Source organism: Aeromonas sp. 604176 (assembly GCF_049170755.1).
Classification (GTDB): Bacteria; Pseudomonadota; Gammaproteobacteria; order Enterobacterales; family Aeromonadaceae; genus Aeromonas; species Aeromonas veronii_A.
In genome coordinates this window covers 1-26,811 of the sequence record NZ_JAAKNE010000053.1, presented here as the reverse complement: position 1 = coordinate 26,811, position 26,811 = coordinate 1, and the positions used below count along the sequence as shown (strand labels likewise).

The 26,811-nt window shown below is 59.8% G+C and carries 26 protein-coding genes; 18 read left to right on the top strand and 8 right to left on the bottom strand.

Annotation, left to right across the window (positions count from 1 at the left end; translation table 11 throughout):
- The 10 genes from putP to rpoS all read left to right on the top strand — a co-directional run.
- Positions 1–1,121: sodium/proline symporter PutP (gene putP, locus G5358_RS11300; RefSeq protein ID WP_421324109.1), on the top strand; the 1,121-nt coding region annotated here is incomplete at its 5' end.
- Positions 1,122–1,329: 208 nt separating this feature from the next.
- Complete coding sequence (ftsB, locus tag G5358_RS11295; protein WP_005335520.1) at positions 1,330–1,647, top strand: cell division protein FtsB; 318 nt, start codon at positions 1,330–1,332, stop codon at positions 1,645–1,647.
- Positions 1,640–2,332: a 2-C-methyl-D-erythritol 4-phosphate cytidylyltransferase gene (ispD, locus tag G5358_RS11290; protein ID WP_421324108.1), complete on the top strand. Its 693-nt coding sequence runs from the start codon at positions 1,640–1,642 to the stop codon at positions 2,330–2,332. The genes ftsB and ispD overlap by 8 nt, the downstream gene beginning before the upstream one ends.
- A 145-nt stretch (positions 2,333–2,477) precedes the next feature.
- Positions 2,478–2,954 (top strand): 2-C-methyl-D-erythritol 2,4-cyclodiphosphate synthase, encoded by a 477-nt coding sequence (gene ispF, locus G5358_RS11285; protein WP_216979435.1) that lies wholly within the window; start codon positions 2,478–2,480, stop codon positions 2,952–2,954.
- Positions 2,954–4,012, top strand: coding sequence for a tRNA pseudouridine(13) synthase TruD (truD, locus tag G5358_RS11280; protein WP_216979434.1), 1,059 nt, complete (start codon positions 2,954–2,956; stop codon positions 4,010–4,012). The genes ispF and truD overlap by 1 nt, the downstream gene beginning before the upstream one ends.
- Positions 3,993–4,739 carry a 5'/3'-nucleotidase SurE gene (surE, locus tag G5358_RS11275; protein WP_216979433.1) on the top strand — a complete coding sequence of 249 codons (747 nt, stop codon included), beginning with the start codon at positions 3,993–3,995 and terminating at the stop codon, positions 4,737–4,739. The genes truD and surE overlap by 20 nt, the downstream gene beginning before the upstream one ends.
- Positions 4,740–4,746: 7 nt before the next feature.
- The gene (locus G5358_RS11270; RefSeq protein ID WP_005335507.1) at positions 4,747–5,364 is read left to right on the top strand and encodes a protein-L-isoaspartate(D-aspartate) O-methyltransferase; all 618 of its coding nucleotides are present in this window, start codon (positions 4,747–4,749) and stop codon (positions 5,362–5,364) included.
- A complete protein-coding gene (locus tag G5358_RS11265) occupies positions 5,361–5,942 on the top strand; it encodes a YqaA family protein (protein ID WP_216979432.1) in 582 nt (193 codons plus the stop codon). The genes G5358_RS11270 and G5358_RS11265 overlap by 4 nt, the downstream gene beginning before the upstream one ends.
- 9 nt (positions 5,943–5,951) lie before the next feature.
- Positions 5,952–7,022 (top strand): LysM peptidoglycan-binding domain-containing protein, encoded by a 1,071-nt coding sequence (locus tag G5358_RS11260; RefSeq protein ID WP_421324107.1) that lies wholly within the window; start codon positions 5,952–5,954, stop codon positions 7,020–7,022.
- Positions 7,023–7,067: 45 nt separating this feature from the next.
- The gene (gene rpoS, locus G5358_RS11255) at positions 7,068–8,051 is read left to right on the top strand and encodes an RNA polymerase sigma factor RpoS (RefSeq protein ID WP_216979430.1); all 984 of its coding nucleotides are present in this window, start codon (positions 7,068–7,070) and stop codon (positions 8,049–8,051) included.
- A gap of 121 nt (positions 8,052–8,172) precedes the next feature.
- Here rpoS and G5358_RS11250 read toward each other — a convergent pair whose 3' ends face one another.
- Complete coding sequence (locus G5358_RS11250) at positions 8,173–9,210, bottom strand: alkene reductase (RefSeq protein ID WP_203974954.1); 1,038 nt, start codon at positions 9,208–9,210, stop codon at positions 8,173–8,175.
- Positions 9,211–9,409: 199 nt separating this feature from the next.
- Between G5358_RS11250 and G5358_RS11245 the strand changes: the two genes are divergently transcribed.
- Entirely contained in the window at positions 9,410–9,976 is a 567-nt protein-coding gene (locus G5358_RS11245; RefSeq protein ID WP_421324106.1) for a TetR/AcrR family transcriptional regulator, read from the top strand.
- Between the two features lie 50 nt (positions 9,977–10,026).
- On the opposite strand, the gene G5358_RS11240 is transcribed toward G5358_RS11245, so the two are convergent.
- Positions 10,027–10,371, bottom strand: coding sequence for an endonuclease domain-containing protein (locus G5358_RS11240; RefSeq protein WP_421324105.1), 345 nt, complete (start codon positions 10,369–10,371; stop codon positions 10,027–10,029).
- Between the two features lie 499 nt (positions 10,372–10,870).
- Positions 10,871–11,824: a LysR family transcriptional regulator gene (locus tag G5358_RS11235; protein ID WP_421324104.1), complete on the bottom strand. Its 954-nt coding sequence runs from the start codon at positions 11,822–11,824 to the stop codon at positions 10,871–10,873.
- Positions 11,825–11,980: 156 nt separating this feature from the next.
- Here G5358_RS11235 and aguA point away from each other — a divergent pair, with 156 nt between their 5' ends.
- Together aguA and G5358_RS11225 are read left to right on the top strand one after the other, a co-directional pair.
- On the top strand, positions 11,981–13,078 hold the full coding sequence (gene aguA / locus G5358_RS11230; RefSeq protein WP_421324103.1) for an agmatine deiminase: 1,098 nt from the start codon (positions 11,981–11,983) through the stop codon (positions 13,076–13,078).
- 256 nt (positions 13,079–13,334) lie between these two features.
- A complete protein-coding gene (locus tag G5358_RS11225) occupies positions 13,335–15,038 on the top strand; it encodes an amidase (protein WP_421324102.1) in 1,704 nt (567 codons plus the stop codon).
- 172 nt (positions 15,039–15,210) lie between these two features.
- Here G5358_RS11225 and G5358_RS11220 read toward each other — a convergent pair whose 3' ends face one another.
- Complete coding sequence (locus G5358_RS11220) at positions 15,211–16,086, bottom strand: hypothetical protein (RefSeq protein ID WP_421324101.1); 876 nt, start codon at positions 16,084–16,086, stop codon at positions 15,211–15,213.
- A 500-nt stretch (positions 16,087–16,586) separates the two neighbouring features.
- Here G5358_RS11220 and G5358_RS11215 point away from each other — a divergent pair, with 500 nt between their 5' ends.
- Complete coding sequence (locus G5358_RS11215; RefSeq protein WP_319919622.1) at positions 16,587–17,351, top strand: CphA family subclass B2 metallo-beta-lactamase; 765 nt, start codon at positions 16,587–16,589, stop codon at positions 17,349–17,351.
- 85 nt (positions 17,352–17,436) lie between these two features.
- Here G5358_RS11215 and G5358_RS11210 read toward each other — a convergent pair whose 3' ends face one another.
- Positions 17,437–18,861, bottom strand: a complete 1,425-nt coding sequence (locus G5358_RS11210; protein WP_421324100.1) for a DASS family sodium-coupled anion symporter — start codon at positions 18,859–18,861, stop codon at positions 17,437–17,439.
- A gap of 285 nt (positions 18,862–19,146) precedes the next feature.
- On the opposite strand from G5358_RS11210, the gene G5358_RS11205 reads away from it, so the two are divergent.
- Entirely contained in the window at positions 19,147–20,418 is a 1,272-nt protein-coding gene (locus G5358_RS11205) for a hypothetical protein (protein ID WP_421258274.1), read from the top strand.
- Between the two features lie 84 nt (positions 20,419–20,502).
- On the opposite strand, the gene G5358_RS11200 is transcribed toward G5358_RS11205, so the two are convergent.
- Together G5358_RS11200 and G5358_RS11195 are read right to left on the bottom strand one after the other, a co-directional pair.
- Positions 20,503–21,753, bottom strand: a complete 1,251-nt coding sequence (locus G5358_RS11200) for a DEAD/DEAH box helicase (protein WP_421258273.1) — start codon at positions 21,751–21,753, stop codon at positions 20,503–20,505.
- A gap of 217 nt (positions 21,754–21,970) precedes the next feature.
- Entirely contained in the window at positions 21,971–22,429 is a 459-nt protein-coding gene (locus G5358_RS11195) for a hypothetical protein (protein WP_421324099.1), read from the bottom strand.
- A 215-nt stretch (positions 22,430–22,644) separates the two neighbouring features.
- Here G5358_RS11195 and G5358_RS11190 point away from each other — a divergent pair, with 215 nt between their 5' ends.
- Positions 22,645–23,553: an SAM hydrolase/SAM-dependent halogenase family protein gene (locus G5358_RS11190; protein ID WP_021229492.1), complete on the top strand. Its 909-nt coding sequence runs from the start codon at positions 22,645–22,647 to the stop codon at positions 23,551–23,553.
- An 80-nt stretch (positions 23,554–23,633) separates the two neighbouring features.
- Here G5358_RS11190 and G5358_RS11185 read toward each other — a convergent pair whose 3' ends face one another.
- Positions 23,634–24,194 (bottom strand): carbonate dehydratase, encoded by a 561-nt coding sequence (locus G5358_RS11185; RefSeq protein ID WP_005335471.1) that lies wholly within the window; start codon positions 24,192–24,194, stop codon positions 23,634–23,636.
- A 203-nt stretch (positions 24,195–24,397) separates the two neighbouring features.
- Here G5358_RS11185 and G5358_RS11180 point away from each other — a divergent pair, with 203 nt between their 5' ends.
- Both G5358_RS11180 and G5358_RS11175 read left to right on the top strand, forming a co-directional pair.
- Positions 24,398–25,039: a ribonuclease T2 family protein gene (locus G5358_RS11180; RefSeq protein WP_128815759.1), complete on the top strand. Its 642-nt coding sequence runs from the start codon at positions 24,398–24,400 to the stop codon at positions 25,037–25,039.
- A gap of 129 nt (positions 25,040–25,168) precedes the next feature.
- The gene (locus tag G5358_RS11175; RefSeq protein ID WP_421324098.1) at positions 25,169–26,215 is read left to right on the top strand and encodes an NAD(P)H-dependent flavin oxidoreductase; all 1,047 of its coding nucleotides are present in this window, start codon (positions 25,169–25,171) and stop codon (positions 26,213–26,215) included.
- The last annotated feature ends 596 nt before the right edge of the window (positions 26,216–26,811 follow it).

The window sequence follows — 26,811 nt, the reverse complement described above, 5'->3', positions numbered from 1 at the left end:
TCCTGCTCTTCTTCACCATCTATTGCGCCTCCGGCGTGGTGGCCGGTGCCCGTCTGTTCGAGAGCACCTTCGGCATGGATTACAACACCGCCCTCTGGGTCGGTGCCGCCGCCACCATTACCTACACCTTCTTCGGCGGCTTCCTCGCGGTGAGCTGGACCGATACGGTGCAGGCGACCCTGATGATCTTCGCCCTGATCCTGACCCCGGTCTTCGTCATCATCGCCGTCGGCGGGGTGGACAGCGCCATGATCGAGGTGGCCGCCAAGAGCGCTACCAACCTCGACATGTTCAAGAATCTGGATGTGATCGCCATTGTCTCGCTGATGGCCTGGGGCCTTGGTTACTTCGGTCAGCCCCACATTCTGGCCCGTTTCATGGCGGCGGATTCCCACCACTCCATGGCCAATGCCCGCCGTATCAGCATGACCTGGATGGTGTTCTGCCTCGCTGGTGCGGTGGCCATCGGCTTCTTCGGCCTGGCCTACTTTGCCCGCTTCCCGGAAGTGGCGGCTGGAGTGACCGGCAACCCGGAGCGGGTCTTTATTGAGCTCTCCAAAATCCTGTTCAACCCCTGGATCGCCGGGGTGCTGCTCTCCGCCATCCTGGCGGCGGTGATGAGCACTCTAAGTTGTCAATTACTGGTCTGCTCCAGCGCCATCACCGAGGATCTCTACAAGCCCTTCCTGCGCAAGAACGCCTCCCAGCGTGAGCTGGTGTGGGTGGGTCGCCTGATGGTGCTGCTGATCGCGGTGATTGCCATCGCCGTCGCCATGAATCCGGAAAACCGGGTGCTGGGGCTGGTGAGCTACGCCTGGGCCGGTTTCGGTGCCGCCTTCGGCCCCGTTGTGCTGCTATCGGTGCTGTGGCCGCGAATGACCCGCAACGGCGCGCTGGCGGGCATGCTGGTCGGTGCCATCACCGTCATCGTCTGGAAGCAGTTCGGCTGGCTTGGGCTGTATGAGATCATCCCGGGCTTCCTGTTCGCACTGCTGGCCATCGTGGTGGGCAGCCTGATGGGCGAAGCGCCCTCAAAAGCGATGCTAGAGCGTTTCCGCGATGCCGAGGAGGAGTACAACACTCCGGCCGAGAGCGCGGGAGAGCCGGTCGCGGTGAACTGATCCCCCTTACCGCTTTCTGATTGAGAGCCCCGCCCCCGGACAAGGAGTGCCCTGGTTGGCCATCCTTGCACCGGTTTGGCGGGGCTTTGTGCTATCTGATTCACTCTTGGGCACTTTTTTATGTTCGGCCGGTGGCTCCCGGGTGCTCGCTTTCTTTTGTCTTGGCACCGAATATGGGACACTAGGCCGCCTGAAGGAGACCTAGTGCATGCGGCTATTCACCCTGATCCTGATCCTCCTGCTGGGGGGACTGCAATATGACCTCTGGCTGGGGAAGAACGGGCTATCCGATTATCAGAACCTGTCGGAGGCCATCTCGCAGCAACAGCGGGATAACCAGACTCTCAAGGATCGTAACGACCTCATTTACCGCGAGATAGATGATCTCACCTCTGGCCTCGAGGCCATCGAGGAGTTGTCGCGCAACGATCTGGGTTACATCAAGCAGGGGGAGACCTTCTACCGGATCATCCCCAAAGAGAAAGACAAAGAGACAGCGCCGGACGATGAGCCCTACGATGACTGATGCCAGCCGGGTATCCGGCCTGACGGCGATCGTCCCTGCCGCCGGTATCGGCAGCCGGATGGGGGCCGATTGCCCCAAGCAGTACCTGCAACTGGCGGGTAAAACCATTCTCGAACATACCCTGGAGCGGCTGCTCTCCCACCCGGCCATCGCCCAGGTGATCGTGGCGCTGGCGCCCCATGACCACTGGTTCGAGGCTCTGCCCGTGGCGGCCAACCCGCGTATTGTGCGGGTTGAGGGAGGCGCCGAGCGCGCCTTTTCCGTCCTCAATGGCCTTCATGTGGCGCAGGGAGAGTGGGTGCTGGTGCACGATGCGGCCCGCCCCTGCCTGACTCACGGCGATCTCGATGCGCTGATTGTCGCGGCCATGGGCTGTGGCGGCGCCATTCTCGGCAGTCGGGTACGCGATACCATGAAGCGCTCCGATGGGGAGGGCAATATCATTGCCACCGTCGAGCGCGAGCAGCTCTGGCATGCCCTGACGCCGCAGATGTTCCCGACCCGTGCCCTGAAGCGGGCGCTGGAGGAGGGACTGCTGCTGGGTGCCACCATCACCGACGAGGCCTCCGCCATGGAGCGGGCAGGATTTGCGGTGCGCATGGTGGAAGGGCGCGCCGACAATATCAAAGTGACCCGGCCAGAAGACTTGTCGCTGGCGGGGCTGTTTTTAAGCCAGCAGGCATAAGCCCCTCAGTCAGAACAGACCGTTCAGAGCAGAGTGTCTCTAACAAACAGGCCGAACAAGGAGTTAGCATGATCCGGATTGGACATGGTGTGGACGTACACAAAATTGATGGGGTTGGTTTCAGCATGTCGGGAGGTCGTCTCTTATGATGCGCATTGGTCATGGTTTTGATGTACACAAGTTTGGCGGGGTTGGCCCCTGCATGCTGGGTGGCGTGCCGGTTCCCTACGAGCAGGGGCTGATTGCCCACTCCGACGGCGATGTGGTGCTGCACGCAGTGAGCGATGCCCTGTTGGGCGCCATTGGTGCCGGTGACATCGGTCGCCACTTCCCCGATACCGCTGCCGAGTTCAAGGGGATCGACAGCCGCATCCTGCTGCGGGATGTGTTTGCCCGGGTACAGAAGGCGGGGTATGCCATCGGCAACCTGGATGTGACCATCATCGCCCAAGCGCCCAAAATGGCCCCCCATATCGACGCCATGTGCGCCGTGCTGGCCGCCGACCTGCAATGTGATTTGAACCGGGTGAACGTCAAGGCGACCACCACCGAACAGCTTGGGTTTACGGGGCGCAAGGAAGGGATCGCCACCGAAGCCGTCGTCCTACTGGTGAAACAATAATGCTGGAACAACTTGCCTATCTGCACGGGGTGCCCACTGCCCGCGGTATCCTCAAGGCCGAGGCCGCCGATTTCGTGGTCAATGAGGATCTCGGCTTCGAGCCCTGCGGGGAAGGGGAGCATATTTTCGTCCGGGTGCGCAAAACCGGCGAAAACACCGCCTGGGTAGCGGGTCTGCTGGCCGATGCGGCCGGGGTCAACCGCAATGCGGTGACCTGGGCGGGCCTGAAGGATCGCCACGCGGTGACCGAGCAGTGGTTTGGCATTCACCTGCCGGGCAAGGCCGAGCCGGACTTGTCGGTCATCGAGAGCGACAGCATCCAGATCCTGCAAGCCAGGCGTCACAACCGCAAATTACGGGTCGGCTACCTCAAGGGCAACCATTTCACCCTGCGTCTCACCGGTCTGGAACAGGCCGACGGGCTGGAAGCGCGCCTGCAGGCCATCGCCACTCAGGGCGTGCCCAATTATTATGGTGAGCAGCGTTTTGGCCGCGATGGCAACAACCTGGAAGCGGCCAAGGCGATGTTTGCCGGCAAGCGGATCAAGGATCGCAACAAGCGCTCCCTCTACCTCTCTGCCGCCCGCAGCATGCTGTTCAACGCCATCGTCAGCGCCCGTATCGAACAGGGGCTGGCCCATCAGCTGCTGGCCGGTGATTGCGTGATGCTCAAGGGTAGCCACTCCATCTTCAGCGAAGAGAGCGTGACCCCCGAGCTGGAAGCGCGTCTCGCCTCCGGCGATGTGCAGCTCACCGCGCCCCAGTGGGGCCGTGGCCGTCTGGCCAGTCAGGGTGCCGCTGCCGAGTTCGAACAGGGCGTGCTGGCTCCTTACAGCGATTGGTGTGACGGGCTGGAGAAAGCCGGGCTGGAGCAGGACAGGCGCCCCCTGCTACTCAAGCCGGAGCAGATGAGCTGGCAGCTGGACGGCGAGGCGCTGACCCTCTCCTTCTTCCTGCCGGCGGGCGCGTTTGCCACCAGCGTGGTGCGCGAGTTAATGCAGGCCGAAGAGGCCGATCATGGTTTCAGGAATCAGACCGATGCGAATTCTGGTCAGTAATGATGATGGTGTGCATGCCGAGGGCATTAGAGCCCTCAGCGAGGCGCTGCGCGCCTGTGGCGAGGTCATTGTGGTGGCGCCGGATCGCAACCGTAGCGGTGCGAGTCACTCCCTGACGCTGGAAGTACCACTGCGGGTCACACACATTGCCCAAAGCGGTTACTATGCGGTGAAAGGCACGCCGACCGACTGCGTGCATCTGGCAGTCAACGAGCTGGTACGCCCGGAGCCGGACATGGTAGTGGCCGGCATCAATCACGGCGCCAACCTGGGAGATGATGTCATCTATTCGGGGACGGTCGCCGCGGCCACCGAGGGGCGCCATCTTGGTTACCCCTCCATCGCCATCTCGCTGGTGGGCAAGACCCACTTCGCCACGGCGGCCCACTATGCGGCCCTGCTGGTGAAGGGGCTGATGAAACACCCCCTGCCTGCCGATCAGATCCTCAACGTCAACGTGCCGGACTTGCCCCTCGAACAGATCAAGGGGATCAAGACCACCCGCCTTGGCAATCGCCACCGGGCGGAGTCGGTGATCCATACCGAGGATCCCCGTGGCCAGCCCATCTACTGGATTGGCCCTCCCGGCAGCCAGCAGGATGCCGGTGAAGGTACCGATTTTGCCGCCATCGAGCAGGGCTATGTCTCGATTACCCCTCTGACCATCGACATGACTGCCTATGACAGTCTCGCCGGTCTGGGGGCTTGGTTAGATCTGCAGGGATGAGGGTGGTGTGATAGTACAGCGCCTGTTAAATCAGCTCATTGCACAGGATATTCGCGATTTTCGCGTGCTGGCGACCATCGCGAAAGTGCCACGTCAGCTATTCGTGGACGAGGCCATGGCACACAAGGCGTGGGACAACACCGCCCTGCCCATTGGCCACGGCCAGACCATTTCGCAGCCTTATATGGTGGCGCGAATGACCGAGTTACTGATGCAAAACAATCCGGCCCATGTGCTGGAGATTGGCACTGGCTCGGGTTACCAGACGGCGATCCTCGCCCATCTGGTGGAGCATGTGTATACCGTTGAGCGGATCAAGTCGCTGCAGTTCCAGGCCCGGCGCCGGCTGCGCCAGCTCGATCTGCACAATGTCTCGGCCAAGCACGGCAACGGCTGGTTGGGGTGGCCCAACAAGGGGCCTTATGACGCCATTCTGGTGACGGCCGCGGCGAGCGAGATCCCGACGGCACTGACCGATCAACTGGCCGAAGGGGGGCGACTGGTGTTGCCTGTCGGTGACAGTCAGCAGACCCTGCAGCTGATTGAACGATCCGGCTCCCAGCTGACCAGCCGAATTCTGGAGCCGGTACGTTTTGTTCCCCTGATTGACGGAGATGTTGAGTGAAGTTGTTTTCCCGTTTGTATGTACTGGTGATGCAGTGGGCCCGCCACAAGCATGCTCCCTGGTATCTCTCCATCACCGCCTTTATCGAATCGGTATTCTGGCCGATCCCGGTGGATGTGATGCTGGCGCCGATGGCGCTCGCCAAGCCGCACAAGGCGTGGCACTACGCTACGCTGGCTACCGTATTCTCGGTGCTGGGTGCGCTGTTTGGCTATGCCCTTGGCTACGCCTTGTGGGATCCGGTGGTGCTGCCACTGGTGGAGTCTGTTGGCTATCAGGGAAAGATCGAGATCGCCCGCCACTGGTTTGAGCAGTGGGGGATCTGGGTCATTTTCATTGCCAGCTTCACCCCGATCCCCTACAAGGTGTTTACCGTGACGGCTGGGTTGTTGCAAATGGCTCTGTTGCCTTTCATCATCACCTCCCTCATCGGTCGTGGCATGCGCTTTTTCCTGGTTGCTGGCCTGATGCGTTGGGGGGGCGAGAAGATGGAACGCAAACTGATGCACTATGTAGATGTGCTCGGTTGGCTCTGTATTGGTCTGGCCGTGGTGGCCTATTTCTGGTTTAGTCGTTAAGGATCCATTATGCGTTCGCGTATTTGGCAGGGAAGCAGTGTCGTGGTGTTGTCCTGGCTGCTGCTTGCCTGCTCCTCCAGTAAAACTGCAGCTCCGGTGGATGGGGTCGGTGATGATCAGTTCGTCTCGACCATTCCGGCTCGCCATAGTGGTGCCCAGGTCAGCGCCCCTATTCAGGGCGGCAGCTATGTGGTGAAGAAGGGGGATACTCTCTACTCCATCGCTTTTAACTCCGGTAATGATGTGCCGTCGCTGGCCAGCCTCAACAACATCAGCCCGCCCTACAACATCTATCCGGGGCAGCGACTGCGACTCGATGGTTCCAGCGCCAGTGTTGGCAGCAGCCGCAGTGCCGGTACCTATGAGGTGCGCCGCGGCGATACCCTGAGCAGCATCGGCCGCCAGTTTGGCATGACGCCGCAGGCGCTGGCCCAGAGCAACAACCTGAGCGCCCCCTATGCGCTGCAACCGGGTCAGGTGCTCAATGTCCAGACCGCAGGCGGCGGTTCGACCCAGATGGTGGCTGCGACTCGTCCGGCAACCGTGACGCCGGTGGCCGTGAGCCGTCCGAGCAGCGGTCCGCGTCCGTTGGCCGAGCCGAGTGGATCTGGTCAGACCACGCCGTTCATCTCTCAGAAATCCGTTGCTCCGGCAGCACCGAAGGAATACGCTCAGGTCAAAGAACAAAAAATAAACAACTCCCAGTCGAGACTTGCTTGGCACTGGCCCGCAAAAGGTCGGATTGTCGAGGGGTTCTCTGTTGCAGAACAGGGTAACAAGGGGATCGACATAGCCGGCCAGAAGGGGCAACCCGTCTACGCCGCCAGCAGCGGTAAAGTGGTATACGCTGGCAGTGCTTTAAGGGGGTATGGCAAGCTGATTATCCTCAAGCATGATGATGACTATCTCTCCGCCTACGCACACAACGACGAGTTGCGGGTGAAGGAAGGGGACAGCGTCAAGGGGGGATCGGTCATTGCCAACATGGGTAGCACGGACGCGCCGGATGTGCGATTGCATTTCGAGATCCGGTACAGAGGCAAGTCGATCAATCCGATGAGCTATTTGCCAAAGCGTTAACCCCAGAGAGACCGTCTTACTCTGGTAACGTCAGGGAGACACACCATGAGCCAAGAACAACTGGTAATGCAGGATGCAGAGTTAGAGTTTGACGCTGAACCCGAATCTCACGAGGTAGAAGAGTTGCAGGAGGTAGCCGCCGAGGCGGACGAGAGTATCTCCGATGAGTTGCTGGCACCTGAGCTGAACAAGGTGATGGATGCCACGCAACTCTATCTGGGGGAGATAGGTTTCTCCCCGCTGCTCACTGCCGAAGAGGAAGTCTACTACGCCCGTCGTGCCTTGCGAGGTGACAAAGCAGCCCGCAAGCGCATGATCGAGTCCAACCTGCGACTGGTGGTGAAAATCGCCCGTCGTTACAATAACCGCGGCCTGGTGCTGCTGGATCTTATCGAAGAGGGCAACCTCGGTCTTATCCGTGCGGTCGAGAAGTTTGACCCCGAGCGCGGCTTCCGTTTCTCTACCTATGCCACCTGGTGGATCCGCCAGACCATCGAACGGGCCATCATGAACCAGACCCGTACCATCCGTCTGCCTATTCATGTGGTCAAAGAGTTAAACGTTTACCTGCGCACTGCGCGCGAACTCTCTCACCGCCTCGATCATGAACCGACCGCCGAGGATATCGCCTTCGCGCTGGATCGTTCGGTGGATGATGTGAACCGCATGCTCAAGCTCAACGAGAAGATCACCTCGGTGGACACCCCCATCGGCGGCGATCGCGACAAGGCGCTGCTGGATGTGCTCTCCGACGAGCGCGGCATGGGGCCTGAGCTGGAGTCACAGGAAGATGATATGCGTAGCAGCATCGTGCACTGGCTGGAGGAGCTCAATCCCAAGCAGCGGGAAGTGCTAGCCCGTCGTTTCGGTCTGCTGGGTTACGAGCCCGCCACCCTCGAGGATGTGGGGGCCGAGATTGGCCTGACCCGCGAGCGGGTACGCCAGATCCAGGTGGAGGGGCTGCGCCGTCTGCGGGAGATCCTGCTGAGCCAGGGGCTCTCTATTGAGGCTCTGTTTAGAACAAACTGAGTCCAGAACCAACTGATTAGCGGAACAAACTAATCAGGGTTATAACGCCAGCCAAATAGCACGAGGGGAGCAACTGCTCCCCTCGTTTTTTATTGCCTGTCGTCTGGCGATACCGATGCGGTTAGACCAGCTCGGCCAGCATGGTGTCGGCGTAGGGCACCAGCGCTTCGCCCTTCTTCACCTTGGTGAGGTAGTCCGGGTTGGCGATAAGCGGACGGCCGATGGCCACCAGATCGAAGCGGTTGGCCTCGATGGCCGCAGCGGCGCGCTCGGCGTCGTAGTTGCCCACCCCGACCAGATTGCCCTTGTAGTGGGCGCGCAGATAGTCGGAGGCGCGGCCACCCAGATAATCGAAGGTGAGGTTGTCATCGAAGATGCCGAGGTGGATATAGGCCAGCGGGCGATCGTTGAGCTTGCCCAGCAGGTAGTCGAACACGGCGCGATCTTCCGGGCTGCCCGCCAGATGGACATAGGCACCCGGGGAGAGACGAATACCAACCCGATCACCGCCGATGCGGGCGCTGATGGCATCAACCACTTCCAGCGCGAAGCGGCTCATATTTTCCGGGCAGCCGCCGTAGTTGTCAGTGCGCAGGTTGGTGGAGTGGTGCAGGAACTGGTCGATCAGGTAGCCGTTGGCACCGTGGATCTCCACCCCGTCAAAGCCCGCCTCGATGGCGTTGGCAGCGGCTGTCGCGTAATCCTGCACCAGCTGGGCGATTTCGGCCTCGGTCAGGGCGCGCGGCACCTGATAGGTCAGCTCGCGCATGCGGGGCACAGTGCCCTCGTGCGCCACGGCAGAGGGAGCCAGCACTTCAGCCTGATGGAAGAAGGGGTGGGAGAGGCGGCCTACGTGCCACAGCTGGGCGAAGATCTTGCCGCCCTTGGCGTGCACGGCGCTGGTGACTTTCTTCCAGCCATCGATCTGAGCCTGGGTGAAGAGGCCCGGGGTATTGGGATAGCCCTGCGCATCGGGGCGGATGATGACGGCTTCGGAGACAATCAGGCCGATGTCGGCACGGCGAGCATAATAGGCAGCCATCTGCTCGGTCGGCACCAGACCGGGGCCTGCCATGCAGCGGGTGAGCGGGGCCATCATGAAGCGGTTGGCCAGGGTCAGAGTCTCATTAAGGCGATACGGCTGAAACAGGGTATTCATGATAGTGTGTCCTGAACGGGTTATTCTTGAACGTGCATTCAAGACGTTTTTTTGTTCCGATGCAAGTCTTTTTTGAATGCACGTTCAAGATGGTTGGCCCCGACCTGCGAGTGGGGTACACTTGCCGACCTTTTCCAGCGCGCGTTGCCAGCGGCTCTTTTTGTGCCGTGGCAACGAACCATTTCCGACGGGAGGAGCCATGCGCATTGCCGAGTTTGATCGTGACGAGGTGCTACGAAATGCCATGGAGGCGTTTCGCGCCAAGGGGTACGCCAAGACCACCATGCAGGAGCTGGTGGCTGCTACCGGCCTGCACCCGGGCAGCATCTACGGTGCCTTTGGCAACAAGCGCGGCCTGCTGCTGGCGGCTGTCGATCACTATGTGGAGAGCAAGCGAGCCCTGCGCCGCTCCCTGCTCGACAATCCGAGCCCGCTGGCCGGTCTTGCTGCCTATCTCGATCAGGTGGTGACCGAGGCGCTCTGCGGCACCTGTCTGGTGACCCGCACCATGATGGAGCTGAGCGAGCAGGATGAGGAGCTGACCCAGCGGGTCAAGGGGATCTATGGCGAGCTGGAGCAGGATCTGGCCGAGTTGCTGACACAGGCGCAGGCCAAGGGTGAGCTGGCCCCGGATAGCAATATCCACACCCTCACCGCCCTGCTGCTGATCAACCTGCAAGGGCTGGTCACCTTCGCCCAGTGCCGCCCCGATCGCCCCCTGCTCGACGACGTAGTCGCCCAGCTGATGCGGGCCCTGCGGGCGTAAGTTCGGTTTCCCCTTCTCCTTCTTTGCTTTTTGAATTGAGGGGGAAGGGGTCAACCAGATTGGCGTAATGAGAGCAGGATAAAATCCAGCACGGAGTTGAGCCTGCCCAGTACATCGTTATTCCACACTCGGATCACCCGAAATCCCTGCTGATTGAGATAGGCTGTCCGAGCCTCATCATGCATCTGGTTCGCTAGTGTTCCATGTTGCGAACCATCCACTTCGATGACCAATCCCTGTTCAAGGCAGATGAAGTCTACCACATAGGGGCCGATGGGCATTTGGCGGCGAAATTTCAGCCCCGCCAGACGGCGATTGCGCAACTGTTGCCACAGTTTCTGTTCTGCCTGTGTGGCATCTCGTCTCAGTCGTTTGGCAAAGCGGTTGCTTTCCATAAAGGGCTCCAGTTCTGTTTGGCCCTGTAGATATAGCCAGCTTCCTTTGTGTTTACCGGTTGGATATTGCGTCCCCTCACCCTAGCCCTCTCCCAAAGGGAGAGGGAACAGATCTAGGTGCTGTCAGGATTTGTTGACCCCAACCGAGCTATCGTTGTGTTTGGTAATGATGAGCTGATGAGCTGATGAGCTGATGAGCTGATGAGCTGATGAGCTGATGAGCTGATGAGTGGATGGGCATTGCCCTGCTAGTTGGTTACCCGTGATGTTGCCGATTGTACTGGATCAGCTCCCTTCTCCCCTTGCGGGAGAAGGGCTGGGGATGAGGGGATGGAGCAGGAGCAGCTCTCACCCTAACCCTCTCCCAGAGGGAGAGGGAATTGATCGAGGTTCGGTTTGGGCATCATGGTCGGTCAACAAGCTCCTTCATCAAATCCTTGAGCCACACCTGCGCCGGTTGTTGCGTATGCGCCTATGGGGTATGCCAGACGCCGCGGTCTTACCTCGGCCCCACCAGCTCTTTCATCAAATCTTTCAGCCACACCAGTGCGGGTTGCTGGGCATGCACGGGGTGCCAGACGCAGTTGAGGTGGTAATCCGGCACGTCTGCGGGCAGCGGCAGGCTTTTCAGCGGCCAGTGGGTGGCGAGCAGGTCGGCCACCATGCTGGGCAGTACCAAGAGGTGATCGCTCTGGCTGACGATGGCGGCGGCGGACATATAGCTCTGGCTGTTGACCGAGATGGTGCGGCTAAAGCCCTGACTCTTCAGATAGCGGTCGAGGCTCGCCTCCGAGGTGCCAAGGGGCGAGTGGAACACATGGGGCATGGCGATGAGCTGCTGCAAGGTGATGCGCTCCATCCACTGGGAGGGATCATCCTCGGCACCGGCGGGGGCCGATTTGGCAATCGGCAGGTCGGCGCGCACCAGCCCGGCCAGCGGCTCGGTGAGCCAGGTCTCTTTGCCGAGATACCCCGGCACCTGCATGTACTCGTCAAAGCCCAGCACCAGATCGATCTCGCCGCTTGCCAGTTCGGCTTCGGGCAGGGTGTCGCGCAGGATGCGGATCTCGATGGTGACCCCCGGTGCCAGCCGTCTGAGCCGCTGAATAAGCGGCGGGATCAGCACACACTCCACGTAATCTGTGGTGCAGAGCACGAAGCGTCGCTTCGACTGGCTCGGCTCGAACTCTTCTTCCTCGGTGAGCTGCTGCTCCAGCAGCCGCAGCGCCTGCTGCACCCCGAGGTGCAGCCGCTGGGCGCGCGGGGTCGGCAGCATCCCCTGCGGGGTGCGCACCAGGAGCGGGTCGCCGAGAAAGGTGCGCAACCGGTTAAGGGAGTGGCTCATGGCGGGCTGGCTGATAAAAAGCGCCTCGGCGGCGCGGGTGACGCTCCCTTGCGTCATCAGGGCGTCAAAAGCGAGCAGCAGATTTAGGTCGAGCTGGTGCAGTTTCATGGGGGGGATTATTCGCCGTGTTTATGGGACAATCCATCCTATTCATTTGATGGATGGGGGCGCAACGTCTTAATCTGCGACCCACTGTTATTTTTCCGGGTTCCCGCGCCGCATCGGGCGTAAACGGGGGCCTCAATCCATGCAAGGAGCCTTGCGATGAGCATCAAGACCATTAACTCCACGCCGGCCGCCGACGGCTTCACCATGCCCGCCGAGTGGGCGCACCAGCAGGCCGTCTGGATGATCTGGCCGTTTCGCCCGGACAACTGGCGCGTAGCCGGTCGCTTCGCGCAAGAGACCTTCGCCAAGGTGGCCGATGCTATCGGTGGCGCCACCCCGGTCTTTATGGGGGTTCCAGCCGAGTTTATGGAGCAGGCTCGCGCCATCATGCCCGCTCACGTCACTCTGGTCGAGATGAACAGCGATGACTGCTGGGCCCGCGATACCGGCCCCACCATCGTTACCAACGCGGCCGGCGAGTGCCGTGGGGTGGATTGGGGCTTCAACGCCTGGGGCGGTCACAAGGGTGGTCTCTACTACCCGTGGAATCAGGATGAAGAGGTCGCAGCCCAGATGCTGGCCCAGCACGGCATGGCTCGCTACGATGCGCCGCTGATTCTGGAAGGGGGCTCCATCCACGTCGATGGCGAAGGTACCTGCCTGACCACCGCCGAGTGCCTGCTCAACGAAAACCGCAACCCGCACCTGACCAAAGAGCAGCTCGAAGCTCACCTGCGCGACTATCTGGGCGTCACCAGCTTTATCTGGCTGGACGAAGGCGTCTATATGGACGAAACCGACGGCCACATCGACAACATGTGCTGCTTCGTGCGTCCGGGTGAAGTGGCCCTGCACTGGACTGACGATCAGAACGATCCCCAGTACGCCCGCTCCGTGGCCGCCCTCAAGGTGCTGGAAGCGGCGGTCGATGCCAAGGGGCGCAAGCTGAAAGTGTGGAAGCTGCCCCAGCCGGGCCCGCTCTACTGCACTGAAGAGGAGTCTGCTGGCGTCGAGAGCGGCAGCGGTGTGCCGCGCGAGGCAGAAGGCCGTCTGGCTGGTTCCTATGTGAACTTCCTTATCACCAACGATCGCATCGTCTATCCGCTGCTGGATGCCGCCACCGATGGCGAAGCCCAGCGCATTCTGGAGGAGATCTTCCCGGATCATACTGTGGTCGGCGTGCCGGCCCGCGAGATCCTGCTGGGCGGTGGCAATATTCACTGCATTACCCAGCAGATCCCTTCCGGCAAATAAGAACCGGATGACGATCCTGCTGCGAAGCCGTGATCAAGGCTCATGTGCTGCTCGGAATCCTCATGTATTCACATACACTCCGGTTCCTGCGCTGCTCTTCACCTTGCTGACGGCCTCTCGCGACGGGTCGTAAACCGGTTCCAGCTGGTATTCAAAACCCCACGCCGTGGGGTTTTATCTCTTGATGGTGTGATGGTCGCAGGCGCTGATGCGGCGATCATCATGACAAACAGTCACCCTTTTACAGGAGATCAAAATGATCGAAGTGACCGAGGTTTCCATTGCCGAGCTGCGTGCCGCGCTCGAATCAGGCCGCACCACCGCGGTCGAACTGGTCAAGGCCTATCTGGCCCGGATCGAGGCCTACAACGGCCCCGAGACTGCCACCAAACTCAACGCCGTGGTGGTCGCCAATCCCGATGCGCTGAAAGAGGCCGAAGCTTCCGATGCCCGCCGCGCCCGTGGCGAGACCCTGAGCCCGCTCGACGGCATCCCCTACACCGCCAAAGACAGCTATCTGGTCAAGGGGCTGACCGCCGCCTCCGGCAGCCCGGCCTTCAAGGATCTGGTGGCCCAGCGCGATGCCTTTACCGTTGAGCGCCTGCGCGCCGCCGGTGCCATCTGCCTTGGCAAAACCAATATGCCGCCGATGGCCAATGGCGGCATGCAGCGCGGCGTCTATGGCCGTGCCGAGAGCCCCTACAACGCCGACTACCTGACCGCGCCGTTTGCCTCCGGCTCCTCCAACGGCGCCGGTACCGCCACCGCCGCCAGCTTCTCCGCCTTCGGTCTGGCCGAAGAGACCTGGTCGAGCGGCCGTGGCCCGGCCTCCAACAACGGCCTCTGTGCCTACACCCCGTCCCGTGGCGTCATCTCGGTGCGCGGCAACTGGCCGCTGACTCCGACCATGGATGTGGTGGTGCCCTATGCCCGCACCATGAACGATCTGCTGGAAGTGCTGGATGTGGTGGTGGCTGACGATGCCGACACCCGTGGCGATCTGTGGCGCATGCAGCCCTGGGTGCAACTGCCCAAGGCCTCCGAGGTGCGTCCGGCTTCCTATCTGGATCTGGCTGCCAAGGCCGATGCCCTCAAGGGCAAGCGCCTCGGCGTGCCGCGCATGTTTATCAACAAGGATGAACTGGCCGGCACCAGCGAAAACCCCGGTATCGGCGGCCCGACCGGTCAGCGCATCCATACCCGCGAGACCGTGATCGCCCTCTGGGAAGATGCGCGCAAGGCGCTGGAAGCCGCTGGCGCAGAAGTCATCGAAGTGGACTTCCCGCTGGTCTCCAACTGCGAAGGGGACAGACCCGGCGCGCCGACCGTGTTCAATCGCGGCATCGTGAGCCCGGAGTTTCTCAACGACGAGCTGTGGGAGCTCTCCGGCTGGGCGTTTGACGACTTCCTGCGCGCCAACGGTGATCCCAAGTTGAACAAGCTGGCCGATGTCGATGGGCCGAAGATCTTCCCCCACGATCCGGGTACCCTGCCTAACCGCGAGGGCGATCTGGCGGCGGGCATGGACGAGTACGTCAATATGGCCAAGCGCGGCATCAAGCGCTTTGACGAGATCCCCACAGTGCCGGACGGCCTGCGCGGTCTGGAGAAGACTCGCAAGCTGGATCTGGAAGACTGGATGGACGGGCTCAAGCTCGACGCCGTGCTGTTCCCGACCGTCGCCGACGTCGCCCCGGCTGATGCGGATGTGAATCCGGCCTCCGCCGATATCGCCTGGAGCAACGGCATCTGGGTTGCCAACGGCAACCTCGCCATTCGCCACCTCGGCGTGCCGACCGTTACCGTCCCCATGGGCATCATGGCCGATATCGGTATGCCGGTGGGGCTGACCTTCGCCGGTCGTGCCTATGACGACAACAACCTGCTGCGCTTCGCCTCGGCCTTCGAATCCACCGGCTGCAAGCGTATGGTGCCGCCACGCACGCCGCCATTGGGGTGATTGGTGGCTGTAATTAAATAGACAAATGATAAAAAACCACCTGCTATGTGCAGGTGGTTTTTTAATTAAAAACAATCTCAGTCTTTATTTATCTTTGTAATCAAACTCATATATCCGCCAATATGTGACTTTTTTAAAGTTTTTGTTTTATTGCAATCATGAAACTCGTTTTTTAGGTTTTCGTTTCATCTTCAAGTAGTTCAATGTCGGGTGGTGCTTCACTAAATCTGGGGTGGCTAGTGATGAGGGTTATGGGATTTATTACCCATGCATCAGGCATCTCATAAGGTAGAGCCTTTCGGCCTGATATATAGGTGCATGCTTCTTCATCTCCTCTGTTACTCCATTTGACCCCTATAATTCTTGATGATAGATGCTCGTATACCTTTAATATTTGCGGTGCTCCACCAATAGAGCTGTAAGAATATTTTGTAGCATCGTTCCTTACTTCCTCTAACATATCTCTAATAACTTCAAATGGTTCCCAGTCTATTTTGAAATTTTCCACCTGGTGAGGCCCGGCACCTTTACTATTTAATCTTTCTGAAAACATTTGTCGTGCTCGTAGCACATGTTCCTCATCACCAGCAAAAACCCAAGGTTGACCTTTCCATTCTTTGGCAGGATGAGCTTCAAAACAGTCCATTCCTGAACTATAAGATATATGCCAAATCATAAATTTCTTTCTAATCCATGAGTACCCACCAAATAGAAACTCTGCTGATGGGATATCCTCTCCTTTTATTGCATCATGGATTTGCTCACGCAAACCCTCGAAAACCTTCAAGACATGTGTTTTCAATTCTACAATATCCTGTGCTCTTGACCGTGATTTTTCATAAGTGGATATTGAAGAAATAACTTGATGCATTAATGGATATGCCCAATCTGTATCACCAGCGAAGCATATAAATGCATCAGAACGAGGAAGCGTGTGTATTTTTTGACCGCAATCCATCTTTTTAGCACCATTCAATCTACTATCAGATACAACTATTAATTCTTTGCATTTATTTAGTGTTCTAACCCATGCGGCCGTAATCGTCATAGTTAATCCTAGGGGAATCGAAAATGTAATTTTGCTAATGTAGACATGTGTTACGATGCTCAAGCTTCCCTAATATTGACATTTATATATTGAGTTTGGCAATCGCGTATGTGAGTATTACCAGCCTAGGATGCTTGGTTAGTGAAGCGTATTCGGACGATCGTGAATGGATCGTGGTCGAGAGGCCGCAGATATCAGTGTTTTCGGCTCGCGGTAAACGGACGATTACGCTGCACTAATCGTCCCTACAGCAAGGCGCTGATTGCATGCTTTGACCATTTACCTCTCACCACTCCCCGTACCGCCAACCACCATGTTTGTCGTGACTCGCTGCTGATTGCTCCGTACTTTCCCCTGACTTTCTGAATCGCCCCTGACTTCACCTTCTCTTCACACAACCTCATTTTCCCCTCACAAATCCCCCGTATCTTCTGCCCACTGCTTAAAAGGCCCGGCTTGCCACAGGGGTGGCGAGGGGGCGGTTGGTTCGAGGGAGCAAGATGATGAAAGGTTGGATGAAGTACGGGTTGGCCGGGGCTGTGGTGCTGATGGCGAGTTTCTGGGGTGGCAGCGTGCGGGCGGCGGGGATCGAACTCAAACAGGTGAGCGGCCCTGTCTATGTGGTGGAGGACAACTACTACGTCAAAGAGAACTCCATGGTCTATTTCGGGGCCAAGGGGGTGACGGTGGTGGGGGCGACCTGGACGCCGGATACCGCCCGCGAGCTGCACAAGCTCATTAAACGGGTCAGCAGCAAGCCGGTGCTGGAGGTGATCAACACCAACTACCACACCGATCGGGCGGGCGGTAACGCCTACTGGAAGTCCATCGGGGCCAAGGTGGTGGCGACGCGCCAGACCCGGGATCTGATGAAGAGCGACTGGGCCGAGATTGTCGCCTTTACCCGCAAGGGGCTGCCGGAGTATCCGGATCTGCCGCTGGTGCTGCCGAACGTGGTGCACGATGGTGACTTCAAGCTACAAGATGGCAAGGTGCGCGCCTTCTATGCGGGCCCGGCCCATACGCCAGACGGCATCTTTGTCTACTTCCCCGACGAGCAGGTGCTCTATGGCAACTGCATCCTCAAGGAGAAGCTGGGCAACCTGAGCTTTGCCAATGTGAAGGAGTATCCGCAGACCATCGAGCGGCTCAAGGCGATGAAGCTGCCGATCAAGACGGTGATTGGCGGTCACGACTCACCGCTGCACGGCCCCGAGCTGATTGATCACTATGAGGCGCTGATCAAGGCGGCGCCCCAGAGCTGACCCGCGCTGTTTTTAACAATGCCGCAGCTTAAACGCCAGCACTGCGCACTAATGCAAAAGGGCCCGTTACGGGCCCTTTTTGTTATCAGATCAGCCACTGCCACCAGGTGAGGCCAATGCTCATCACCACGGCAAAGCCCACGATGGCGATCACCAGACCGATGCGCATCCACTCCGCGCTGGTGTGATAGCCCATCCCCATCAGCAGCGGGATGCGGGCGTGGGAGTAGGTGGCGAGGTTGCAGCCGACGTTGGTGATGGCGGCGATGCTGAAGATGGCGAGCTCGGCAGGTACGCCGACCGCCAGCAGGGCCCCGGCAATCACCGGCGCCAGCGCCACCACCTTGGCGGTGGCCGAGGCGAAGGCGTAGGAGGTAAAGAGGTAAAGCCCCATCACCACCAGCAGCATGGGAATGGTACCGAGCCCGCCGAGGGTGCTGTGCATAAAACCGGAGAGTTCATCCCCCAGCCAGCCGGTAAAGCCGACCCGTTTCAGGTTGTCGGCCATCCCCATCAGCACGCTGAACCAGATCAGGGTATCGAAGGCGGCGCTGTTGCCCTTCACATCGTTCCAGTTCAGCACGCCGAGCAGCAGCAGGGCGGCCAGACCGAGAAAGGCGACCGTGGTGGCATCCAGCCCCAGATTGCTGCCGCCAACCCAGAGCACCACCAGACCGACAAAGACCCCGAGCAGGCTCTTCTCATGGCGGGAGAGGGGGCCCATTTTGGCCAGCTCCTCGCGGGCGAAGCGGGGGGCATCCGGCGTATCGCGGGTCTCGGGGCGGATCACCAGATAGAGCACCAGCGGCATGATCAGCAGCAGACCGATGGCGGGCGGCAGCAGATAGAGCGCCCATTCGCGAAAGCCGATCGTCAGCCCGGCGACGCTGGCGGCAATGCCGACCAGCGCCAGATTGCCGGCAAAGCCGGTGCTGAAGGCGACCGCCGAGGCGTCATTCATGGCGCTGACGCTGGAGAGCAGGAACTGCCCCAACTTGCGGTCATCCTTGTTGATGGTCTTGGCCAGCGAGTCGGCAATGGGGGCGACGATGGCGGCGCGGGCCGTGTTGCTCGGGGTGGCGGGGGCCAGAATAAAGTCGGCAACCGCCAGACAGTAGGCGGAGCGCAGGGTGGACTGGCCAAAGCGGCTGAGCAGCAGCAGGGCGATCCGCTTGCCAAGGCCTGTCTTGGCAAAGGCGCTGGCGATCATGAAGGCGATGACGATAAGCCAGATCAGCGGGTGGTTGAAGTCGACCAGCGCCCCTTCGATGGCCGCCTTGGGGGTCGCTTCGCCGCCGGCATGGAGCACGGCGTAGAGCCCGAGGGAGAGGATGGCGATATAGCCGGTCGGCGCTATGTTGGTGACGATGACCAGAATGGTGGCGATAAACAGAATGGCGGTGTGGTAGGCCGCCGGTGCCAGTCCGGCCGGGGCTGGCAGCTGCCAGCAGACGATAGCCAGCAGCACGGTCACGAGTGCTGCGAGCTGGGCGAGAGTGAGTTTTTTCATAAGATTCCTGTCCGGAATGGTGGGGAGGGAGCGATTGAGGCCGCTTCGGCCCTACTATAAGAGGGGTAATGGTGGATGCCAAATCCATCAATTACACCAAATGAGCATTCGATTAATTGCGGCTGTTTTTAACGGCGTCTTTGGCTTTGTGAGCTCGGGTTGATGAAGAGGTGAGTGAAGGAGTCGTTGCGACCTGGGGGGCTGGCGGGATTAAGGCTGTTCAAGGCGGGTGGGCTTTCATAAGATGGCCCTCTCTCTTTTCCCTGAAAGTTATCCATTTTCGTTATGCAATACGCCTCTCTCGCGCGCCTCAAGCAGGCCTTTATCACCGGGATGTGGGCCTCGCTGGTCAGCATCGTTATCGGCTTCGCCTTCAAGGTATGGCTGGCGCAGTGGGTCGCCAAGGGGGAGCTGGCGCTGTTCAACAGCGTGGTGGATTTGATCTCCCTCTCCTTTATCCTGATGACAGGTTTTCGCTCTTCCATGGTGGTGAGTTACTCCCAGACCAAAAACGATCGGGACATCATCAATATCTTTCGCTACTTCCTCATCGGCATCGTGCTGCTCACCTGGGGGGCGGTGATCCCCTATATCAAGCACGGGCTCCATATCCGGGTGGAGTATCTGCAACTGGTGGGGGTCATCTTCGGGCTGGGGCTCAAGGTCTACTTCACCAATCTGGTGGCCATGTACCGCATGTATGACATTTCCAACAAGGTCACCTGGCTGGAGCCGCTGGCCAACGGTCTGCTGTTTATGGCCTGCTACTTTGGGCTCGGGATGGATGCGCTCGCTTCGCTCTTCTACGGGCTGACCTTCTCGTCGCTCGCTATCGCCGGTTATATGTATGTTTCGCGCCGCCGGGCCATCGCCACCAAGCCGCTCGCCAAGGTGGCGCTCGGCCCCGAGATGGTGAGCTATGTGAAGAAGAGCTTTACCGCCTCGCTGGAGGCGGGGGCCAGCATCCTGATGATTTACATCACTGTGCTGCTCACCATCCGCCACTTCAGCATCGACGAGCTGGGGGATTTTCAGGTGGTGGTGCGCCCCATCTTCACCTATATGACCACCCTGTTTGTCTTCCCTATCTACCGCTTTGTGCTGCCTGAGCTGGCGGTCAATCTGCGCAACGGCGATCACCGCCAGATAAGGCTTATTCGCCGCTGGATCTTCCGTCTCTCCGCCATCGTCAGTCTGGCCTTCTTTGGCTTGATGTTGCTGGCGGGCAAGCCGCTGGTGCTGTTGTTCTTCCCCGCCGACTACGTGGGGGCGGTGCCTGTGCTGTTCCACTTCTCCATCTTCTTCATCTTTATGATGCTTAACGGCTATCAGCTCGCCTATATCAAGGCTCACGGTCACTTTACCCAGAGTTTGCTGATCCGGCTGGCGGGCATAGTGGCGCTGGTCGCCGCCTACTATCTGGTGGCCGAGTTCACCGCCAACGTGGTGGCAATTATCGTGGCGCTGGGCCTCGGTTATATGGTGATGTTTATCCTCTCGACCCTGGCGGAGCGGCAGATCTTGCGATCCCTGCCACTGGTGCTGGCGACCCGCTAGGGGATCACTCGCCAAGAGCAGGCTCCTGTCAGATAACAAAAAACGCCCGTGCGGGCGTTTTTTTATTGGCGGCGCTGGGCAGGCTTAACGCTTGCCCTTGCCACCCTTGTTGCCAGCGAGGGCCTGCTTTCTGGCGCGCTGCTTCTGGGCCGCCTTGCTGTTGCGGCGCGGCTCGGGCTCGAAGCGGGTGAGATCCGGCTCAAAGCCCGGGAACCACTGCTGGGGCAAACGGGTGTCGAGCACAGCTTCCACCTTCTCCAGCAGGGGCGCATCTTCCGGGCTGAACAGGGTAATGGCGAGCCCCTTGTTGCCGGCGCGACCGGTGCGACCGATACGGTGGACGTAATCCTCGGCCACAAACGGGAATTCGAGGTTAATCACATAGTTGAGATCGCTGATATCGAGGCCGCGGGCCGCCACGTCGGTGGCAACCAGCGCCTGCAAGGTGCCGGCGCGAAACTCCAGCAGCACTTTTTCTCGCGCGCTTTGCGACAGATCGCCGTGGAAGGCCAGCGCATTGATGCCCGCCTTGCCAAGCTGCTGGGCCAGTTTGTCGGCCCCCTGACGGGTGCGGCTGAAGATCAGCGCCGGTGCCCACCCTTTCACTTTCAGCATATGTTCGACCAGCGCCAGCTTGCGATCGCTGTCCACCGTGTAGACCCGCTGTTCCACCTCGGCCGCCGTGGTGTTGCGCGGCGCTACTTCAATCAGCTCGGGGTCGCGCAGCAGCACCTTGCAGAGGGCAAACAGGTTGTCGTCGCAGGTGGCGGAGAAGAGCAGGGTTTGGCGATCCACCGGGATCTGTTTGAGCAGCGCCTTGATCTCGTCCATAAAGCCCATGTCGAGCATGCGATCGGCCTCGTCAAACACCAGATGGCGCAGGCTATCAAGGCTCAATGCCCCCTGCCGCAGATGGTCGAGCAGACGGCCCGGGGTGGCGATAAGCAGATCCACCCCGGCTTGAAGCGCCTCGACCTGCGCCGCGATGCTCACCCCGCCGTAGACCAGCGTGCTGGTGAGACCGGTGCCCTGACCGTAGTGCGCGACGCTCTCGGCGACCTGCACCGCCAGCTCGCGGGTCGGCACCAGCACCAGCGCACGGATTGGGCGCGGGGATTCTGCTTGCGGCTGCGCCAGCAACTGCTCCAGCAGCGGCAGCACAAAGGCGGCGGTTTTGCCGGTGCCGGTCTGGGCCCCCGCCATCAGATCCCGCCCTGCCAGAATGACGGGGATGGCACGAGCCTGAATGGGGGTGGGGGCGGCATAGCCGAGCTCGGTCAGGGTCTGCTGCAGACGGGGGGAGAGGGCCAGTTCGGCAAAGGAGGCTGTGGACATAGGGGCACCAGTCGGGGTTATCGTGGCCAGCGGCCGCGATGCAATGAGTGATCGTGGCCGCGATGGTAACAGAAGCTGGGGGCGCGGCAGAAGGCGATGATGAGCAAGGGCGCATAGCTCCCGGTTTTGCATGCTGCGCATGGCGGTGGCGCAGGACCTCGTCGCCGCGCTTCTGTTTTACCGCGAGTCGGCAGTGCAAGGGGCATCAGCCATGACACTACTCCACGATCAGCACGCTCTCGCTGGCCAGATGGTGCAGCCACTCCCTGACGATCAGCAGCACGGCGGCAAAGTGCTCGTCGCGTGGCAGCAAGCTGGCTGCGAGGGGATCCCCTTCCGCCATGGCGGCCAGCTGGCCAAAGGCTTGCTCCACCAGATCCCGGTCGAGCTGGTTGTCCCCCAGCGCTTCGGCCAGTGATGGCTGGCTGCGCAGGGTCAGCTGCAAGCCGGGCGGGATCTGCGGGGCGATGCGCATCAGCTCATCTTCCACCACCATGATGGCGCGCTCCAGTTCGAGCGGGGTGGGCGGCGCGTGGCGAAATGGCCCGGGCTGGATGGCGCGGGTGCCGAAGGCGAGCGTCCAGTTGGCGAGGGGAGCATCGGCGTGGCCAAGCCAGACCTGACTGCGCTGCTCGCCAATCTCCAGTAACAGTGTGGTGTCGGGGGCGGGATTCATGGTGCGGGACTCCTGTCGAGGGCGAGTGTGACAACCCTCTTTTGATAACGCCATCAACCGGCTTTGGCGAGCACAATTTCTGCCATAGCCCCTCTGTTTTGCGAGTGGCGGCTCACTTTGGTGTTAACACCTTGCAATAAATTCCTGTTGTGGCAGTCTGGATGGCCAAATGAAGGTTCTTAACCACTCATTGCCACCGTTTCAGGAGTTCAGATATGGATATTCGTACCGCTCCCCGTGCCATCGCGCTCGCTCTCATGCTGGCAAGCGGCATCGCCGCCGCCAACGAAGCGCTGGTGATCCAGACCGATTTCGGCCTCAAAGATGGCGCCGTGTCGGCCATGAAGGGGGTTGCCTTCGGGGTGGACCGCACTCTGCCGCTCTATGACCTGACCCACGAGATCCCGGCTTACAACATCTGGGAAGCCTCCTACCGCCTCTACCAGACCCTGCAGTATTGGCCCAAGGGGACTGTGTTTGTCAGCGTGGTTGATCCCGGTGTCGGCACCGAGCGCAAGTCAGTAGTGCTCAAGACCAGGAGCGGCCACTACATCGTGACCCCGGACAATGGCACTTTGACCCTGGTGGCCGAGCACTTCGGCATCGAGGCGGTGCGCCAGATCGATGAGAAGCTCAACCGCCTCAAGGGCTCCGAGAAGTCCTACACCTTCCATGGCCGCGATGTGTACGCCTATACGGGCGCACGGCTCGCCTCTGGCGCCATCAGCTATGAGCAGGTTGGCCCGCTGCTGCCTGCCGAAGTGGTGAAGATCCCCTATCAGCCTGCGGTCGCCGAGAAAGATGGCACCCTCAAGGGCACCATCCCGATCCTCGATGTGCAGTACGGCAACGTCTGGACCAATATCGATGATGTCCTGCTGACCAAGGCGGGGATCAACAAGGGGGATAACGCCTGCATCAAGATCCGCGAAGGGGATGTGGTCAAATATGACGGCAAGGCCCCTTACGTCAGCAGCTTCGGTGACGTGCCGGAAGGTCAGCCGCTGGTCTACCTCAACAGCCTGCTGCAGGTGTCGGTGGCGCTGAACATGGACAGCTTCGCCGCCAAGCATCAGGTGCAATCCGGTGCCAACTGGCATATCAGCCTGAAGAAGTGCTCCTGACCCGCACATATATAAGTAGAGATAGAAACAGCAACGGGCGCTTCGGCGCCCGTTTTGTTCTCTGTTAATAAAGAAAGGGATCAGAACTCGTTGGAGAGCGCCTTGTACCCTTTGACCAGATCGATATTGGTGTGGGCCACGTCCTCGGAGAACTCGGCGGCATCCACCGAGACCCGTGGGATATGGGTCAGATCGCTCTGCTGGTTGATACGGGTGGTGGAGGGGACGTAGAACTCCGGCGGCAGATCGCAGCCATCAATCACCGAGTTGTGACGCACCACGGCACCGTCACCGATATGGCAGTTGAACAGCACGCTGTTGAAGCCGATAAAGACCCGGTTTCCCACTTCGCACGGTCCGTGGACGATGGAGCGGTGGGCGATGGAGGTGTACTCGCCGATGGTGACGGCGGCGCCGGATTTGGAGTGGATTACCACGCCATCCTGGATATTGGAGTTGGCGCCGATGACGATGGGTTCCATATCTCCACTCTCATCCACCTCGTCGGCACGGATCACCGCATAGGGGCCGACAAAGACATTCTCTTTGATGATCACCTTGCCGCAGATGATGGCGGTCTTGTCGATATAGGCGGATTCGTCGATGACAGGCAGATGGCCGGAGGGATTCTTGCGGATCATGTTACATCCTGTGGTTGCCAAGAGGGATTATCTGGTGGTGGACGAGGAGCCTACCGGTCGGTCAGCTTACCCCTGCTCGCCCTCTGGTGAAACCCCTGACTGGTCTGACCCTTGTCGCGCGGCGTCTCAGCATGGCTGTTTCCCGCCGCCAGAATATGGGAGCATGGCTGTCATCCCGAGTCGCGTAAGGTGGACATATAAAGATGAAGAAGATGATTGCCCTGTTGGCGGGTAGTTTGTTGCTCTCCTCGGCCGTGCTGGCTAAAGGGGAGGCGGGGGAGTTTGACTATTACGCTATGGCGCTCTCCTGGTCGCCCGAGCATTGCGCCGTCAAACCGGCGGATCGGGACCAGTGTTCCCGCAAGCTGGGCTTTGTGCTGCATGGTCTTTGGCCCCAGTACGATCGCGGTTACCCCAGCAACTGCACCCGCGAACGGCTCAATCCCGATATGGAGAGCGAGTTTGCCGACCTCTACCCCAGCCGTTTCCTCTATCGCCATGAGTGGGAGAAGCACGGCACCTGCTCCGGCTTGAGCCAGCAGGCCTTCCATCAGCTGGCGAGCGATTTGCGCCAGAAGGTGAAGATCCCGGCGGCTTATCAATCCCCGGAAGAGCCGCTGCGCAAAACCAGTTTCCAGCTCAAGGCCGATCTGGCGAGCGCCAACCAGTGGCTGGCTCCCGACAACATCACGGTGGCTTGCGCCGATGGTGGCCGCTTCCTGCGGGAGATCTACATCTGCGTCAATAAAGAGGGGACAGATGCGGTCACCTGCTCCGCCGAGATGCAAAAGCGTGAGCGTCGCTCCTGTGGTCAGCCGGACTTCCTGCTGCGCAGCGTGCGTTAAGTCTTCACTCATCATCGGGCCCCTTGCGGGCCTGATGTGTAACCACGGTTATCAGAAAGGAGTCTGACAGATGGATGGCAACAACCGATTTGGCCCGCAAGAGCGGGCAATGCTGCTCGGGGTGAACGGATGAGCCTGTTTGCCGAGCTGGGGATGCGTTATCCCATTATTCAGGCACCGATGGCAGGTGTGCAGGGTAGCGAGCTGGCGCTGGCCGTGACCCGTGCGGGCGGCTTGGGCTCCTTGCCTGCCGCCATGCTCACATCAGCGGAGCTGCGCAGCGAACTGGGACGACTTACCCAAAGCGGCCTTGGGCCATTTAACATCAACTTCTTCTGTCATCGGCAACGGGAACCGGATCCCGTTGCTCTGGCCCGCTGGCAGCTGCGGCTTGCCCCCTACTACGCCGAGTTCGGCATACTTCCCCCTGCGGTCACGACGGCGCCAAGCCGAGCCCCCTTTAATGAGGAGCATGCTGCCATGGTGGCTGAGTTCAGACCTGCGGTGGTCAGCTTCCACTTCGGTTTGCCCGCGCCCGAGCTGCTTGCCCAGGTGAAGGCTGCGGGGGCCAAGGTATTTGCCAGTGCCACCACGGTGGCGGAGGCCGTATGGCTTGCTCACCACGGTGCCGATGCCATCATCGCTCAGGGATTGGAGGCGGGTGGTCATCGCGGTCATTTCCTCTCCGATGATCTCGCCTTGCAGCAGAGCTCCTTGACCCTGCTGGCGCAAATCCTCGCGGTGACCGATCTGCCGGTGATCGCCGCTGGCGGTATCGTCGATGGCAAGGGGATCGCCAACGCGCTGACGCTGGGGGCGAGTGCCGTGCAGATGGGCACCGCCTTTCTCTGCTGCCATGAAGCGACCACCTCGGCGTTGCATCGAGCCTCCCTTCACTCACCCCAAGGCCTGCAGACGGCACTGACCAATCTGTTCAGTGGCCGCCCGGCGCGGGGTATCGTCAACCGTCTGATGCGTGAGCTGGGCCCGCTCTCGGATCTTGCCCCTCACTTCCCCTATGCCAGTGGCGCACTGGCACCGCTGCGTGCTGCCGCCGAGAAGGCGGGGGACAGTGGCTTCTCTCCGCTCTGGGCTGGGCAGGATGTATCGGGCTGCCGGGATCTTCCCGCTGGCGAGCTGATAGCGTGCTGGGTCAAAGAGGCTGGATTGGGATAAGTGCTTCTATATATGCCTCATACGCCTTCTTATATAGAAGATGTCGAGGGCGCTGCGCGTTAGACGCGACAGTGCGGCAATGGTGGATGAGTGCCAGGCCAGTACCCTTGTAAGGCATTTATCCGGTGTAAAACGTCCTCACCTCACCCTTGGTTGTGGATAAGTCTGTATAAATGCTGTGCGTTGATATGAATAACCAAGAAATTGCACTTTTTTGCAATTTTATTGCGGTAAAGCCTTGTCAATGTGAGCTGGATCTCTATAATGCGCCACATCGACAGGGCAAGCGGCAACGCAGAAAGCCAAGTTGATAACCTCGAAAAGCCTTTGCAAATAAGGCTTGACTCGAGAAGGCGGTTGAGTAGAATTCCACTCCCGCAGCAACACATTGTTGCATCGCTCTTTAACAATTTGAATCAAGCAATCTGTGTGGGCACTCACAGCATCGAGCATCAAAAACAATTTTTGATATCAATGTCTGATGAAGTGACCAAAGCAACTTTTAGTTGCAGCAGTTAATTCAGCAATTCATTGAGCCGCTTTTCGAAGCAACCAAACTTAAATTGAAGAGTTTGATCATGGCTCAGATTGAACGC